The following is a 15,131-nucleotide window of genomic DNA, read 5'->3' as shown; positions in this document are numbered from 1 at the left end:
ATTCGAGAGGCGGACGGGGCTCCGGACAGAGACCATCGAAAGAGCTCATAGGCATGAATTTCCTGAAGACTCGCGGAGGCTGACATGCAGGCGATCGTTTTCAACGAGTTCGGCGGTCCTGAGGTGCTTCAGCTCACGGACATCGAGCAGCCGGAGCCGGGGCCCGGCCAGATCCGCGCGTCCGTACGGGCGGCGGCGGTCAACCCGGCCGATGTGAAGATCCGCAAGGGCTGGATGGCGGAGGTCATGCCGACGACGTTCCCCGCGGTCCCCGGCAACGAGTTCTCGGGAGTCGTGCACGCCGTGGGCGACGGCGTCATCGGGCTCTCCGTAGGAGACGAGGTCCTCGGCTGGGCCGTGGGCGGTGCTTACGCGCAGTACACGCTGGCCAACCTTGTCGTGCCCAAGCCGGCCGGCCTGAGCTGGGACGTGGCGGCAGCCATCCCCGTCGCGGGCGAGACCGCCCGGCGGGTGCTCGACGACCTCGCCGTCAGGGAGGGCGAGACCCTTCTCGTGCACGGCGCGGCCGGATCGGTCGGATCCATGGCGGTCCAGCTCGCCGTGGCGCGCGGCGCGACTGTCATCGGCACCGCCTCACCGGCGAACCACGACTACCTCCGGCTGCTCGGCGCCATCCCTGTGACGTACGGGGACGGCCTCGTCGAGCGCGTCCGCACCGCCGCGCCCCAGGGTGTGGACGCCGTCTTCGACGCGGCGGGCAAGGGCGCGCTGCCGGACTCGATCACCCTGCGCGGCGGCACGACCGACCGGATCATCACGATCGCCGACCCGACGGCCGCCGAGCACGGGGTGCCGTTCTCGGCGGGCGGCTCGACCCCCGAAGACAGCCGCGCGGGCCTCGCCGAACAGGCCCGCGCGGCGGCGGACGGCACGCTGCGCGTCCTGGTGGCGCGGACGTACCCCCTTGCGGACGCGGCCGAGGCGCAGTCGGCGAGCGATTCGGGCCACACGCGCGGCAAGCTGATCATCAAGCCGTGAGCTGACGGGTCCCCAGGGAGGGCGCGGGGATCACGCCCTAGTCCAGCTCGCGGATCACCCGCGCCGGACTGCCGACCGCCAGGACCCCGGCCGGCAGATCCTTCGTGACCACGGATCCCGCGCCGACCACCGTGTTCTCGCCGATCGTCACGCCGGGACAGACGATCACGCCACCGCCGAGCCAGACGTTGTCCCCGATGGTCACGGGCGACGCCCGCTCCCAGCCTGCCCGGCGGCGCTCGGTGTCCAGTTCGTGGGTGGGCGTGAGCAGTTGGACGTTCGGGCCGATCTGGACGTCGGAGCCGACGGTGATCGGCGCGGGATCGAGGAAGACCGCGCCGAAGTTGATGAATGTTCGGGCGCCGATGCTGATGTACGTGCCGAAGTCGCAGTTGAACGGGGGCCGGATCCGTACGCCCTCACCCACCGACCCCAGCAGCTCGCCCAGTATCCGCTCGCGCCCCTCCGCGTCGGGCAGCCCGTGCCCGTCCGTCCCGTTGTACGCGGAGCACAGGTCGGCCCGCCGCCGGGACTCCGCCTCCAGCTCCTCGTCATCCGGCAGATACCAGTCGCCCGCCAGCATCAGTTTCTTGTTCCCGCCCATGCGCGTCCGTGTCCTCTCGTCGCGAGTTCCACCACCGTAGGGCGATCCGCCGGATCGTGTACCGGAACCCTCTCACCTGTGGACAGACGCGCGATCGTGCAGGTAGTGCAGTAGTTCGATATGCACAGCCTGTGGATAAGTCTCCTTCTGGGACCATGGACGGCGGCCCGCCGCCACGACGGCGCGGGCCGGTCGATCAAGGGACAGGGAGAGACGGCTCCATGCCAGGTACGCCAGGCGAGACAGGCGCGGTCGACCGTGCGTTCGCCGCCGCGCTCTACGCCGACCCGGAGGCGGACGGCGGCCGGGGCCTGGACACCGGCGCCTCCCTGCTCGCCGCCGATCCGGCGGCCGACGCCGAGCTGCGCCGGCGGGGCGAGCAGTTCCTGCGCCGGGCCTGGGAACGCGGCTGGCAGCCCGCCGACGTCGTACGGCTCGTGCGCCGCGACCTCGACGAGACGCACGTGCGTCTCGTCGCCGAGCTGATCGCCACGGAGGCGGTCCGCTACGAACGGGTGGCCCCGCGCTGGCACGCCCAGCTCGCGGAGATCGCCGCCGATCTGGAGGCCGACCGCAAGGCCGGGCCCGCGCCCCGGTCCGCCGACCGCTTCTCGTACGCGACCACCGCACTGGAGCTGTACCGCCTGCTTCTCGGGCTCCCGGCCATCGAGGCCGTGGGGCCGGTCCCTGGCACGCCCGTCCACCTCCCGGCGGCCGACGGCGAACCGCGCATGCTCACCCGGATCCGCGCCCTGCTCGCCAAGGCCGAGGGCACCGACTTCCCCGAGGAGGCCGAGGCCCTGAGCGCCAAGGCCCAGGAGCTGATGGCCCGGCACAGCATCGACGAGGCCCTGCTCGCCGACCGCGCGCACCGCGCCGACGTGCCGGCCGCCTGCCGGATCGGCGTCGACGCGCCGTACGAGACGGCGAAGGCGATCCTGCTCGACGCCGTGGCGTCCGCCAACCACTGCCGTTCGGTGTGGAACAGCGCTTTCGGCTTCTCGACCGTGGTCGGTTTTGAGCCGGATCTGGAAGTGGTCGAGCTGCTGCACACGTCGCTGCTTGTGCAGGGGACCGCTGCGATGACCCGTGCGGAGGCCGCCCAGCGCGCGTCGGGCCGCAGACGGACGAAGACCTTCCGGCAGTCCTTCCTCATGGCCTACGCCCACCGGATCGGCGAACGGCTCGCGTCCGCCGCCGAGCAGGCCACGACCGCCGCCGCGCACGCCGAGATCGCCGGCACGGGCGCCGGTGACCCCGCGCGAACGGCCGACGGGGGAGGAGGGCGGTTGCTGCCCGTCCTCGCGGCACGGGAGGTGGCGGTCGAAGACCGCGCGGAGCGGATGTTCCCGGACACCGTACGGACGAGAGTGCGCGGCGTGAGCGACGGCGAAGGGTGGGCGCACGGTACGGCGGCTGCGGACCGGGCCCGCGTGACCGGCTCCCGCCGGACGTGACCTCCTCATGAAGAGGGCGCCGGGTTCAGCCGACCCGACGCCCTCAAAAGGAGAAAGCGGTATCCGTCATGGCACCGGAATATCGGTGGGCAGGCCAGGCGGCAGTTCGCCCGGCTCCGTCTTGGCGAGGCTGTCCTTCGCGCCGCCCTCCCAGGAGAGCACCAGGGTCTTCCCGTCGTTGGAGTCGATCGACCCCATGGTCCGTGCGGTGTCCCCGTCGGCGCACTTGAGCGAGAGCATCGGCTCACCGCCCATGTCCTGGACCTCGCCCTGGCAGATGTGCTCGCCGGCGATGAGAGCCGCCTGGCCTTCCTTTACGGACAGTGCGACGGCCTTGCCCTCCGTCAGTCCGGCCCAGGTGCCTTCGAGGCTGTCGGCGGTGCCGCCGGTCGCCGGGGTGGATTCCTCGGCACTGGCGGCCGGCTCGCTCGTGGCCGGCGCGCTGGAGCCCTTGTCCTTGGCGGAGTCGTCACCGCTGTCACTGCCGCCACAGCCGGTGAGGGTGAGCGCGACCACGAGTCCCGCCGTCGCGACGCTGGATCGTACGATCTTGTGCACGTGCAAGTCCCCCTTCAGTTCTCAAGACCGCGCCAAGCTACCAGCACGGCCGCGAGTGACCCCGGCCGTCGAGTTCCGGACGAGTCCGGGAAACCGCGGCACCGAAAGGGCTTTCCGTTCGTCTCAATGAATGAGGCAAAGGTTCGTGAGTCTGTAGTCAGGGGAACACCCCGCGTGCACGTGCATCTGCTCATGCATTGGCATGTGAACACAGCTATGATCCGAGCTAGTTGACACCTGCACCATGCAACTCGGGGAGCGTCCTGTGCACCACGCGTACAACGGCATGGCGGCCACCGAGCTTCACGGAGTCGTCTGGCAGAAGAGCAGGCACAGTAATTCTCAGGGTTCCTGCGTCGAGTTCGCCAAACTGCCCGGCGGGTCCGTCGCGGTCCGGAATTCACGCCACCCCGAAGGACCCGCCCTCGTGTACACCCGGGCCGAGATCGTGGCCATGCTGGCGGGTGTGAAGGACGGGGAATTCGATCATCTGACGGCCTGAGACCGAGTCCTCACGCCATTCGCCGCCGGCTCTCGGCCGGCCGCCCGCCGTCGAAACACCCACCGTCAACAGCTCACTGTCAACCGCTCGCCGTCGAACGCTCGCCCTCTGCCGGCCGTCCTCATTGTTCGGCCGGCAGCCGGAACAGCGCCCAGACCACTTTGCCGTGCAGTGAGCCGGCGAGCGGATGCCAGCCCCACGTATCGCTGAACGACTCGACCAGGAACAGCCCTCTGCCGGATTCCGCGGCGAAATCCTCGTCCGACTCGCGCGCGGTGGGACCCGCGTAACTCGGATCGCGCACCGCGCACACCAGCCGGGTCGTCCAGCGCATCAGATGCAGCCGTACGGGCGGTTCCTGGGCCTCGCGCGGCGTGTCCGAGGGGAGGGCATGCCGCAGCGCGTTGGTGACGAGTTCGGATACGACCAGCGCGACATCATCGAAACGGTCGTCGAGTTCCCACTGGCAGAGTGTCGTCCGGGTGAACTGTCGTGCCCCGCGTACCGCTTCGTAGCGGGCCGGGAGCGCGCATGACGCCGAGCTGGAGACGGCTGCGGGATCGATCGGCGGAAGCCCCTGCCTTAACGGCTCGAGCACGGTCGATCCATTCGTCCCCATGCGAGGCACTCCCCGGGATTCGCGGCCGTAGCGATACTGCGGTGGTACAGCGTCACAACACGTCAAACACGAACGAGCACGCAGGTGCGGCGAGGACCATGGTTCCCAATGCGTAGAGCAGATGCAAGGGCAGATGCACGTGCACGCGCCCGACTTCGACCAGGATGTTACGTTCCGGTTCTTTTCTTCTGTCGGGTACTTTCTCCCTCTTCCCAAAGGCTTCTCATTTCTGTAATCGAATGAGTACGGGGTGATGCGTTTGATGGCACAATCCGGCTCTCAGGGTTCGGGGGTGCTCCGGGGTTGTCGTGGGAGAAATAGTGGGAGATGGACCGTATGGGGAGGGTTGGAGACGTGACCGCAGTCGAACCGGGCGGATCCGTGGTGCGGCGCATACTGCTGGGCTCGCAGCTGAGGCGGCTGCGCGAGTCGCGTGGCATCACTCGTGAAGCGGCCGGTTACTCGATCCGCGCGTCGGAGTCCAAGATCAGCCGTATGGAGTTGGGGCGGGTGAGTTTCAAGTCCAGGGACATCGAGGACCTGTTGACGCTCTACGGAGTCGCCGACGAGATGGAGCGCGGGTCCCTGATCGGTCTCGCCCGTGAGGCCAACGTCGCCGGCTGGTGGCAGAGCTTCGGCGATGTACTGCCAGGCTGGTTCCAGACATATATCGGCCTCGAAGGGGCCGCCTCACTGATCCGGATCTACGAAGTCCAGTTCGTGCACGGCCTGCTGCAGACCGAGGCGTACGCGCACGCGGTCGTCAAGCGTGGCATGCCGAACGCACCCCAGGCTGAGATCGACCGGCGTGTGGCGCTGCGTCAGGAGCGCCAGAAGGTGCTCGTCTCCGAGCGCGCCCCGCGCTTCCACGCGGTGCTGGACGAGGCCGCGCTGCGCCGCCCGTACGGCGACCGTTCGGTGATGCGCGGTCAGTTGTCCCATCTCATCGAGATCTCCGAGCATCCGACGGTCACGCTCCAGGTGATGCCGTTCAGTTTCGGCGGACACGCGGGCGAGAGCGGCGCCTTCACGATGCTGCGCTTCCCCGAGTCCGACCTCTCCGATCTCGTCTATCTGGAGCAGCTCACCAGCGCGCTGTATCTCGACAAGCAGGAGGAAGTCACCCAGTACGAACGGGTGATGACACGGCTGCACGAGGACAGCCTCGGCCCGGCCGAGAGCCGTGACCTGCTGCGAGGTCTGCTGCAACTCTCCTGAACGATCCGCTGAACGATCTGCGATCGACCGGACTTGACGTCGAGCTTGACGTCGAAGTCGAGGTCGAAGGCGATTGCGAATGACCGTGAATGACTCAGAATGACCGCGATCGACCGAAGCCGTACAGAGCCGTGCGGTTATCGGCGCCCATCGGGATCGGGCCCGTTCTCGAAGGGCCCTCACTCTGATGCAGCGTAAGTATGATGACGTGACATCAGCTTTCCGGTTCTGAGGTTAGGGATCATATGTCCTTCTTCGCCGAACTCGACCAGCAGTTCATCGACGGCGAGTGGCGGCCCGGCAGTGGCTCGTGGGACATCATCGATTTCAATCCCTTCAACGGCGAGAAGCTGGCATCCATCGCGGTGGCGACGGCCGAAGAGGTGGACCAGGCGTACCGCGCCGCCGAGCGCGCGCAGGTGGCCTGGGCCGAGACCAACCCCTACGCCAGGCGGAGCGTCTTCGAAAGCGTCCTGCGCATCGTCGAGGACCGCGAGGACGAGATCACCGAGGCGATCATCGCCGAGCTCGGTGGTACGCGCCTCAAGGCGGCGTTCGAGCTGCGTCTCGCCAAGGAACTCCTGCGCGAGGCCATCCAGCTCACGCTGCGCCCCGAGGGCCGGATACTTCCCTCCCCGGTGGACGGCACGGAGAACCGGGTCCACCGCGCCCCCGTCGGCGTGATCGGTGTCATCAGCCCCTTCAACTTCCCCTTCCTGCTGTCGCTCAAGTCGGTGGCCCCCGCTCTCGCGCTCGGCAACGCCGTCGTACTGAAGCCGCACCAGAACACGCCGATCTGCGGCGGTTCCCTGGTGGCGAAGGTGTTCGAGGACGCGGGCCTGCCGGCCGGACTGCTCAACGTCGTCATCACCGACATCGCGGAGATCGACGACGCGCTGATCGAGCACCCGGTACCGAAGGTCATCTCCTTCACCGGTTCCGACCGGGTCGGACAGCACGTCGCGGTCGTCTGCGCGAAGAACTTCAAGCGCTCCGTGCTCGATCTCGGCGGGAACAGCGCGCTGATCGTGCTCGCGGACGCCGATGTCGACTACGCGGTCCACGCCGCGGTCTTCAGCCGGTACGCGTACCAGGGGCCCGTCTGTATGGCGGCGAACCGCATCCTTCTCGACCGCACGGTCGAGAAGGAGTTCACCGAGAAGTTCGTCGCCAAGGTCAGGACGCTGACCGTCGGCGACCCGGCCGATCCGGAGACGGTCATCGGCCCGCTCATCAGCTCCCAGCAGGCCGACGCCGTCGCGGCGCAGGTCGAGGAGACCGTCGAGGCGGGCGCCACCGCGCTCGTGCGCGGCAGGGTCGACGGCAATCTCGTCTCGCCGACCGTGCTGACCGGTATCGCCGCCGACTCGCCCGTCCTGGCCCAGGAGATACTCGGCCCGGTGGCGATCCTGCTGCCCTTCGACAGCGTGGACGAGGCGGTCAGGATCGCCAACGACACGCGGTGCGGGCTGAGCGGCTCCATACACACCGGCGATGTCGAGCGTGGTGTGCGCGTCGCGCGGCGGATCGACACCGGCATGATCCACATCAACGACGGCACGGGCCACGACGAGCCGATCGTCCCCTTCGGCGGCGAGAAGCACTCCGGCGCGGAGTGGCTGAACGCCGAGTCGATGGTCGACGCCTTCACCACCCAGAAGTGGATCTCCGTTCAGTACGGGCGCTCGACCTTCCCGTTCTGAGACCCGGGCGCCACCGCCGCGCCTTGAGCCAGGGTCTGTCGTTTGGATCAGGCCGGATCAGGGAGCGGGGTCTGGTGCGTGCGATCGCAAGGCGGAGGAGGGAGTCAACGCGGAGCGTTGGCGACCGACGACAACGCGGCGAGCGTGCGTGCCAGGGCTCGCGAGCCCGGCAAGATCCAAACGACAGACCCTACGGCTCTTCGTGCCGGAGCGACTCCAGCAGCTCCGCGGCCCGTTCCCGGTCGTCATCCACCTCCGCGCGCTCCGCCTCCGTCAGTTCGACGGCGGCGGCCCGGCGGAGGAGGCCGCCCGCCTCCTCGATGTCGTCCAGACGCTGCGCGACGTCGCCGCGCAGGACGAGCAGCCGGTAGAGCTGTACGGCGGTCGGCGACGCGCCCCCGCCCGCCTCGGCCTCCTTGAGAGCGTGGTCGAGGACCTTCGCGGCGGCCTCCGGATCCTGCTTCGAGTCGGCGAAGGTCACCGCCAGGTGCAGGGCGCGCGCGTACGGCTCCTTGGGAGGCGGCTGATGGTGCCCGTCGCTCCCGGAGCCGTTCGGCTGCCCGATCCGGATGGTGTTGCCGGCCGGGTCCGTCATGAGGAACTGGCGAACCCCGTACGACATGTCCTTGACCGGGCCGATCCTGGGGAGTCCACGGGCCGGGATCCTCCCGTACGCCGCCTTGAGCCCGGCACGGAAGGCGCTGTGCATCGCCTCGACGTCGTCGGTCAGTACGTAGCAGCCGCTGATCGACGCGGCGGGCTCGTACTTCTTCATCCCGAAGAACTGGAGCTCCACGTCGCCGCGTTCGACGACCGCGTACGGGTTGGGGCTCCTCTGTAGAAAAGTGATCTCGAAGCCGAGTGCCGAGTAGAAGTCGACTACGGGTTGGATGGTCTGACACGGGAGGAGCGGGATGGTCTTCTCTGTCATGTCGAGTAGTCTAGTCAAAGTTGAATAGAAGGGTATGGCGATGTCAGCGATCCGGCTGCTGGTGCTCGGGGCGGTGCGCCAGCACGGCCGCGCGCACGGCTATCAGATCCGCAACGACCTGGAGTTCTGGGGCGCGCACGAGTGGTCGAACGCCAAACCCGGCTCGATCTACCACGCGTTGAAGCAGCTGGCGAAGCAGGGGGAGCTGCTCGCGCACGAGGTCGCGCCGAGCACGGCCGGCGGTCCGCCGCGTACGGAGTACGAGCTGACGGATGCCGGGACCGCGGAGTACTTCCGGCTGCTGCGTGAGTCGCTGGTCGCTTACGACCAGAAGGTGGACGTCCTGTCGGCGGGCGTCGGCTTCATCGTCGATCTGCCGCGCGCCGAGGCGGTCGAGCTGCTCAAGGAGCGCGTGCGGGCGATCGAGGACTGGCGGGCGTCCGTGACCGAGCACTACACGCCCGAGGAGGGCCCGGAACAGCTCGGGCATATCGGCGAGATCATGAATCTCTGGATCAGCCAGGCCGACTCCGGGGCCGAGTGGACGCGCGGGTTCATCAAGCGCATCGAGGGCGGCGCGCACGTCTTCTCGGGTGAGGGAGACCCCTTCGTCGGCGTACTCGCCGAAGGCGAGGAGAACCCGTACGCGACGGGCGTCCCCGCCGAGGGTGACGACGACTGACGGCGCCATCGGTGCTGCTCTTCAGCCTCTCTAATCAAGTTTGACTAATTCACCTCCGGGGTCTACCTTTCGCGACGTAGTCAAGTTTGACTATGTCGTGGAGGGGCTGGAGGCGAAGGCATTGACTGACGCGACGGACGCGATCGTCATGGAGGGCGTACACAAGCGGTACGGCGAGAAGTCCGCGCTCGGCGGGCTCGATCTGGTGGTGGCGCGCGGCACCGTGCACGGGGTTCTCGGGCCGAACGGCGCGGGCAAGACGACGGCCGTACGGGTGCTGGCCACGCTGCTGCGGCACGACGAGGGCGTCGTGCGGGTCGCGGGGCACGACATCCGTACGGAGGCGCGGGAGGTACGCCGGCGGATCGGGCTGCTCGGACAGCACGCGGCGGTGGACGAGGAACTGAGCGGGCGGCAGAACCTGGACATGTTCGGACGGCTCCACCACTTGGGCGCCCGCCGCGCGGCGGCGCGCGCCGGTGAACTGCTGGAGCGCTTCGGGCTCGCCGACACCGGACGCAAGTCGATCAAGCAGTACAGCGGGGGCATGCGGCGCCGGCTCGACCTGGCGGCCTCGCTGATCACCGACCCGGCGGTGCTCTTCCTGGACGAGCCGACGACCGGACTCGATCCGCGCGGCCGGGCCGAGGTGTGGGCATCGGTGCGTTCCCTGGTCGGCGGAGGCACGACCGTACTGCTGACCACGCAGTATCTGGACGAGGCCGACCAGTTGGCGGACCGGATCTCGGTCGTGGACAGCGGGCGCGTGATCGCCGAGGGGACCGCGGACCAGCTGAAGGCGAAGGTCGGCGGTGACCGGATCGACGTCGTCGTCCGCGACGCGGGCCAACTGGCGTCGGCGGCACGGCTGTTCGGGGACGAGGCGACGGTGGACGAGGACCGCCTGCTGGTCGGCGTCCCCGCCCCGGACCGGATGACGGCTCTGACCAGGGCCGTACAGGCGCTGGAGGCGGCCGGGATCGAGGCGGAGGACATCGTTGTGCGCAGGCCGACGCTGGACGAGGTCTTCCTGCAGTTGACGCACCGTACGAAGGAGGCCGTATGAGTACGACGAACGCATCGGTGGTCACCGACAGCTGGACGATGACGCGGCGCGAACTCGCCCACTGGCAGCGACAGCCGGTCCAGGTCGTGGTCGGGCTGATGTTCCCGGTGATGCTGCTGCTGATGTTCGGCTATCTGATGGGCGCGGGGCGCGGTGTCGAGGGTGAGTACATCAACTTCCTCGTCCCCGGGATGCTCGCGCTGACCATGGTTTTCGGGCTTGAGGCCACGATGCTGGCCGTCACCCAGGATCTGGGCAAGGGGGTCATCGACCGGTTCCGCTCGATGCCGATGGCGTCGTCGGCGGTGCTGGTGGGCCGCAGTGTGGCGGACATGTTCCAGTCGGCGCTGAGCCTGGTGGTGATGATCGGGGTCGGGTTCGCGCTCGGCTGGCGGTGGGACGGGGGAGCTGCGGCGCTGGTGGGGGCGGTGGGGCTGCTGCTTCTGCTGCGGTTCGCGATGCTGTGGCTCGGCATCCACCTGGCGATGGTGGCGGGCAAGCCGGAGCTGGTGCAGGCGGTGCAGATCCTGGTCTGGCCGATCGGTTTCTTCTCCAACGCGTTCGCGACACCGGAGTCCATGCCGGGCTGGCTCGGAGCCGCCGTCGAGTGGAACCCGCTGTCGGCGACGGCGGCCGCAGTACGTGATCTGGCGGGCGTTCCCGGGCAGTTGAGCGGGTCGTGGGCGGCGGAGCACGCGTATGCGCTGGCGCTGGCCTGGCCCCTGGTGCTGACCGCGCTGTTCTTCCCGCTCGCGGCACGGCGGTTCCGCAGGCTGAGCCACTGATCGTCCGGCGACAGGCCGGCGGCCGACCGCGTGTCGGCCGCCGGCTGGCACCATTCCGGGGCCCGCGGCGAGCGTGCGTGCCGGGCGCCGTGAGCCGGACGGGACTCCGCGGACACACCCTGGCGCCGGTCAATGGTGGAAGGCCGTGGCCTTCGCCTTGTCCCGGCCCAGCGGCTCGGGCTGGAGCCGCAGTTCGGGCAGCAGCAGCCGCAGATCGGCGAGCAGCAGGGCGGAGAGGTCGGCCGAGAATCCGTTGCGGCACACCACGCGCAGGACGGACAGATCCTCACGATTGGCCGGGAAGGTGTAGGCGGGCATGAGCCAGCCGTGCTCCCGCAGCCGCCGCGAGACGTCGAAGACGTCGAAGTTCGTCACATGCGGGGCGGTGGTGAAGGCGAAGACGGGCAGCTGGTCGCCACGGGTGAGCAGCCGGAACTCGTCGATCTCCCCGATCTTCTCAGCGAGCGCGCGGGCCACGTCCCGCGTGGTCTGCTGGACGGCGCGGTATCCGTCCCTGCCCAGCCGCAGGAAGGTGTAGTACTGGGCGACCACCTGCGCGCCGGGCCGTGAGAAGTTCAGCGCGAAGGTGGGCATCTCGCCGCCCAGGTAGTTGACGCGGAAGACGAGGTCGTCGGGCAGTTCGGCCGACGTGCGCCACAGCGCCCAGCCGACACCCGGGTAGACCAGGCCGTACTTGTGCCCGGAGGTGTTGATCGAGGAGACGCGCGGGAGCCGGAAGTCCCAGACGAGGTCCTCGTCGAGGAAGGGCGCGATCATCGCGCCGGACGCGCCGTCGACATGGACGGGGATGTCCAGCCCCGTGCGCTCCTGGAGGGCGTCGAGGGCCGCGCAGAGCTCGGCGACGGGTTCGTACGATCCGTCGAAGGTTGAGCCGAGTACGGCCACGACGCCGATCGTGTTCTCGTCGCACAGATCGGCCGCCGCCCGCGGGTCGAGGTGGAAGCGGTCGCCCTCCATAGGAAGCAGGCGGGGTTCGACCTCCCAGAAGTTGCAGAACTTCTCCCAGCAGACCTGGACGTTGATCCCCATCACGAGATTGGGCCGGGCGCCGCCCGGATAGCGGTCCCGGTTCCTGGCCATCCAGCGGCGCTTGAGCGCGAGCCCGGCGAGCATGCAGGCCTCGCTGGAGCCGGTGGTGGAGCAGCCGACGGCGGCGGAGGGGTCGGGGGCGTTCCAGAGATCGGCGAGCATCGCGACGCACCGCCGCTCCAGCTCGGCCGTCCGTGGGTACTCGTCCTTGTCGATCATGTTCTTGTCCCGGCATTCCCCCATCAGCACCCCGGCCTGCTTCTCCATCCAGGTGGTGACGAAAGTGGCCAGGTTGAGCCGGGAGTTGCCGTCCAGCATCAGTTCGTCATGGACGAGCTGGTAGGCCGTGGAAGGGGGCATGGGGCCGTCGGGGAGCCGGTGCTTGGGCGGCGCGGACGACATCCCGCCGACCGGGTCGGCCTCCCCGAAGAAGGGGTTGAGCGACAGCCGGCGACGCTCGGTCTGATCGTCCGTCTGGCCGCTCGTGGTGCCCTCGGACTTCTCCGTACCGCTTCGCAGTGCCATCGGTTTCCCTGTCTCCCGTGGTCTCTCGCGTGACGATACGGACAAAACGGGTGGTCGGCTCGCCGGGGATCTGTTCGGGCCGGCCGGCCCCGTCACCGCAGGGATGTGCCGTCCGCGTCGAGCTGCATCTTCGGACGGCCCGTCACCAGCAGCCAGGCGGGGAGGGTGGCCACGCACAGCAGGGGGAGCAGATTCGGGTCCGCGGCGAGGACGGCCGCGGTGAACAGGCTCAGCCAGCCCTGCCGGGTGACGGCGAGCAGCACCCCGAGCACCCCGCAGGTGACTCCCACGGTCGGATGCACGGCGGGCACGAGCGCGTGGGCGCACAGACCGAACGAGACGCCGACGAAGACGGCCGGGAAGATCCGGCCGCCGCGAAAGCCGCACGCCGTCGCGGTCACCAGCGCCGCCGCCTTCACCACGGCCATCAGCGCGAACTGCCCGGCCGACCAGCCGTCCGGGTCGGCGGCGAGCGTCTTCACCTCGTCCAGGCCCTTGAAGAGCGTGAGGAAGCCGCCGAGCGCCCCGAGGAGGCCCAGCAGCAGCCCGCCGGCGGTCAGGGCGAGTACGGGGTGCCCCAGGCGCCGGAAGGCGCTGTGGGCGTACGGGAGGGCGTACACGGCGGCCATGCCGAGGACTGCGGCGAGCGGTGCGATCACGAGCGCGGCCAGCGCGTCGGACCAGCGCGCGCCCGGATGGTTGGGCAGGGACAGATCGAAGGAGGGGTGATCGATCAGCACGGTCGTCAGCCCGGCGGCCCCGGCGGCGACCAGCGGCCCGAAGAGCTTGTCCCAGAGCGAGCCCGGTCCCGGCCGGGTCGCGAAGGTCTCCGTGAGGATCAGCGCGGCGGCCACGGGCGTGCCGAAGAGTGCCCCGACCGTGCCGGCGGCGGCCAGCGAGACCCAGAGCGCGGCCGGGGCGGCGGGAGCGGCCTTGCGGCCGAGCCAGTAGGCGAGCGCGATGTTGGCCGCGGTGATCGGGTTCTCCGGCCCGAGGCTCACCCCGCCCGCCAGCGCCAGACCGCTGGCCAGCAGCAGACCGGGCACGACACCGGGCGGCAGCGGCGGGTCGACGAGCCCGGTCGTGGCGGGGTCGGGTCCCGCGTGCCCGTACACCTGCCGTACGACCAGACCCACCGCGAGCCCGGTCGCCGTCAGTATCACGATCATCCAGAGAGAGGAGTGCCGGCCGACGCCCAGCGCGTCGGGGAGCGTTTTCCAGAGCACGTCCTCCAACAGATCGGCCAGTTCGCTGATCCCGAGCAGCACAAGGCTCGCGACCACACCGACGACCAGGGAGGGGAGGATCAGGGGCAGGAGCGTGCGCCCGGAGGGGGACGCGGGTGCGGACGGAGCGTCAGTGGCCACGCGCATACCGTAATGGGGCGAATGCGACAAAGTGCTCTTGCGAAAGGGAGCTTGCACCTCACGTGGCGTGAGGACCCAGGCTGATGCCGTACCGAACACCACCGGCCCACCACGGGACCGGTGGACGGCAGGGAGCGGGGAGAGGCCATGAGCTATTCCGTGGGACAGGTGGCGGCTTTCGCCGGAGTCACGGTGCGCACGCTGCACCACTACGACGAGATCGCGCTGCTCTCCCCGAGCAGCCGCAGCCACGCGGGTCACCGGCGGTACGACGACGCCGACCTGGACCGCTTGCAGCGGATCCTGTTCTACCGGGAGCTCGGCTTCCCGCTCGAAGGCGTCGCGGCCCTTCTCGACGACCCGGACGCGGATCCGCAGGAGCACCTGCGCCGCCAGCACGAGCTGCTGTCGGACCGTATCGCCGAACTGCGGAGGATGGCCGCGGCCGTGGAGCACGCCATGGAGGCGAGGAAGATGGGCATCGATCTCACGCCCGAAGAGAAGTTCGAGGTCTTCGGGGGCAAGGACCCGGAGCGCCACAGCGAGGAGGCGGAGCAGCGCTGGGGCGGTACGCGGGAGTACGACGAGACTCAGCGGCGGGTCGCCCGTTACACGAAGGACGACTGGAAGCGGATGCAGGACGAGGTCGCCGACTGGGGTGCGCGCTACGACGCGCTCATGGACGCGGGGGAGCCCCCTGCCGGCGAGCGGGCCGTGGCGATGGCCGAGGAGCACCGCCGGCACATCACCAAGTGGTTCTACGACTGCACGCCTCAGATCCACCGGGGTCTCGGCGACATGTATGTGTCCGACGAGCGGTTCCGGGAGTTCTACGACTCGATGCGCCCGGGACTGGCCGAGCACCTGAGGGACGCGATCCACGCGAACGCCGACCGACACGCGTAGCGGCCCGATGAAGAGCCGGTGTGGACCGGGGACGAAAGGCGCGCTTCGGTCCCGGTCCACACCGATCGTGAGCTGTGCGGACCGGGTGGAACCTCAGTCGGGGCTGGAGCGTTGATAGCTTTGGGCAGCCGGCAACCGCTGACGGCGGATGTACGACGC

The 15,131-nt window shown here is 69.3% G+C and carries 15 protein-coding genes; 9 read left to right on the top strand and 6 right to left on the bottom strand.

Annotation, left to right across the window (positions count from 1 at the left end):
- The first annotated feature begins 84 nt into the window (after nucleotides 1–84).
- Entirely contained in the window at nucleotides 85–999 is a 915-nt protein-coding gene (locus tag ACFWV8_RS10835) for an NADP-dependent oxidoreductase (RefSeq protein ID WP_384199690.1), read from the top strand.
- A gap of 37 nt (nucleotides 1,000–1,036) precedes the next feature.
- Here the strand turns inward: ACFWV8_RS10835 and ACFWV8_RS10830 are convergent, their stop codons facing one another.
- On the bottom strand, nucleotides 1,037–1,603 hold the full coding sequence (locus ACFWV8_RS10830; protein WP_384199688.1) for a sugar O-acetyltransferase: 567 nt from the start codon (nucleotides 1,601–1,603) through the stop codon (nucleotides 1,037–1,039).
- Between the two features lie 221 nt (nucleotides 1,604–1,824).
- Here ACFWV8_RS10830 and ACFWV8_RS10825 point away from each other — a divergent pair, with 221 nt between their 5' ends.
- The gene (locus ACFWV8_RS10825; RefSeq protein ID WP_384199686.1) at nucleotides 1,825–3,060 is read left to right on the top strand and encodes a DUF2786 domain-containing protein; all 1,236 of its coding nucleotides are present in this window, start codon (nucleotides 1,825–1,827) and stop codon (nucleotides 3,058–3,060) included.
- A 66-nt stretch (nucleotides 3,061–3,126) separates the two neighbouring features.
- Here the strand turns inward: ACFWV8_RS10825 and ACFWV8_RS10820 are convergent, their stop codons facing one another.
- A complete protein-coding gene (locus ACFWV8_RS10820; RefSeq protein WP_384199684.1) occupies nucleotides 3,127–3,618 on the bottom strand; it encodes a hypothetical protein in 492 nt (163 codons plus the stop codon).
- 265 nt (nucleotides 3,619–3,883) lie between these two features.
- Between ACFWV8_RS10820 and ACFWV8_RS10815 the strand changes: the two genes are divergently transcribed.
- Nucleotides 3,884–4,120: a DUF397 domain-containing protein gene (locus ACFWV8_RS10815; RefSeq protein WP_189108945.1), complete on the top strand. Its 237-nt coding sequence runs from the start codon at nucleotides 3,884–3,886 to the stop codon at nucleotides 4,118–4,120.
- Between the two features lie 121 nt (nucleotides 4,121–4,241).
- On the opposite strand, the gene ACFWV8_RS10810 is transcribed toward ACFWV8_RS10815, so the two are convergent.
- Nucleotides 4,242–4,739 (bottom strand): ATP-binding protein, encoded by a 498-nt coding sequence (locus ACFWV8_RS10810; RefSeq protein WP_384199682.1) that lies wholly within the window; start codon nucleotides 4,737–4,739, stop codon nucleotides 4,242–4,244.
- Nucleotides 4,740–5,075: 336 nt separating this feature from the next.
- Here ACFWV8_RS10810 and ACFWV8_RS10805 point away from each other — a divergent pair, with 336 nt between their 5' ends.
- Together ACFWV8_RS10805 and ACFWV8_RS10800 are read left to right on the top strand one after the other, a co-directional pair.
- Complete coding sequence (locus tag ACFWV8_RS10805; protein ID WP_384199680.1) at nucleotides 5,076–5,957, top strand: helix-turn-helix domain-containing protein; 882 nt, start codon at nucleotides 5,076–5,078, stop codon at nucleotides 5,955–5,957.
- Nucleotides 5,958–6,202: 245 nt separating this feature from the next.
- Entirely contained in the window at nucleotides 6,203–7,660 is a 1,458-nt protein-coding gene (locus ACFWV8_RS10800; protein ID WP_384199678.1) for an aldehyde dehydrogenase family protein, read from the top strand.
- A 190-nt stretch (nucleotides 7,661–7,850) separates the two neighbouring features.
- Here the strand turns inward: ACFWV8_RS10800 and ACFWV8_RS10795 are convergent, their stop codons facing one another.
- Complete coding sequence (locus ACFWV8_RS10795) at nucleotides 7,851–8,591, bottom strand: VOC family protein (protein ID WP_384199676.1); 741 nt, start codon at nucleotides 8,589–8,591, stop codon at nucleotides 7,851–7,853.
- A 40-nt stretch (nucleotides 8,592–8,631) separates the two neighbouring features.
- Here ACFWV8_RS10795 and ACFWV8_RS10790 point away from each other — a divergent pair, with 40 nt between their 5' ends.
- From ACFWV8_RS10790 to ACFWV8_RS10780, 3 genes are all read left to right on the top strand, one after another.
- A complete protein-coding gene (locus ACFWV8_RS10790) occupies nucleotides 8,632–9,273 on the top strand; it encodes a PadR family transcriptional regulator (RefSeq protein WP_384199852.1) in 642 nt (213 codons plus the stop codon).
- Nucleotides 9,274–9,421: 148 nt separating this feature from the next.
- Nucleotides 9,422–10,339: an ATP-binding cassette domain-containing protein gene (locus tag ACFWV8_RS10785; RefSeq protein WP_384199850.1), complete on the top strand. Its 918-nt coding sequence runs from the start codon at nucleotides 9,422–9,424 to the stop codon at nucleotides 10,337–10,339.
- Nucleotides 10,336–11,124 carry an ABC transporter permease gene (locus ACFWV8_RS10780; RefSeq protein WP_384199674.1) on the top strand — a complete coding sequence of 263 codons (789 nt, stop codon included), beginning with the start codon at nucleotides 10,336–10,338 and terminating at the stop codon, nucleotides 11,122–11,124. Before ACFWV8_RS10785 ends, ACFWV8_RS10780 begins: the two co-directional genes overlap by 4 nt.
- A gap of 129 nt (nucleotides 11,125–11,253) precedes the next feature.
- On the opposite strand, the gene ACFWV8_RS10775 is transcribed toward ACFWV8_RS10780, so the two are convergent.
- Together ACFWV8_RS10775 and ACFWV8_RS10770 are read right to left on the bottom strand one after the other, a co-directional pair.
- The gene (locus tag ACFWV8_RS10775) at nucleotides 11,254–12,699 is read right to left on the bottom strand and encodes a glutamate decarboxylase (protein ID WP_384199672.1); all 1,446 of its coding nucleotides are present in this window, start codon (nucleotides 12,697–12,699) and stop codon (nucleotides 11,254–11,256) included.
- Between the two features lie 92 nt (nucleotides 12,700–12,791).
- Nucleotides 12,792–14,072, bottom strand: a complete 1,281-nt coding sequence (locus tag ACFWV8_RS10770) for an ion channel protein (protein WP_384199670.1) — start codon at nucleotides 14,070–14,072, stop codon at nucleotides 12,792–12,794.
- A gap of 141 nt (nucleotides 14,073–14,213) precedes the next feature.
- On the opposite strand from ACFWV8_RS10770, the gene ACFWV8_RS10765 reads away from it, so the two are divergent.
- The gene (locus ACFWV8_RS10765) at nucleotides 14,214–14,972 is read left to right on the top strand and encodes a MerR family transcriptional regulator (protein WP_384199668.1); all 759 of its coding nucleotides are present in this window, start codon (nucleotides 14,214–14,216) and stop codon (nucleotides 14,970–14,972) included.
- Nucleotides 14,973–15,131: the final 159 nt, after the last annotated feature.

The organism is Streptomyces sp. NPDC058665 (assembly GCF_042714995.1).
In the GTDB taxonomy this organism is placed as follows: domain Bacteria; phylum Actinomycetota; class Actinomycetes; order Streptomycetales; family Streptomycetaceae; genus Streptomyces.
This window is presented reverse-complemented; position numbering and strand designations above follow the sequence as displayed.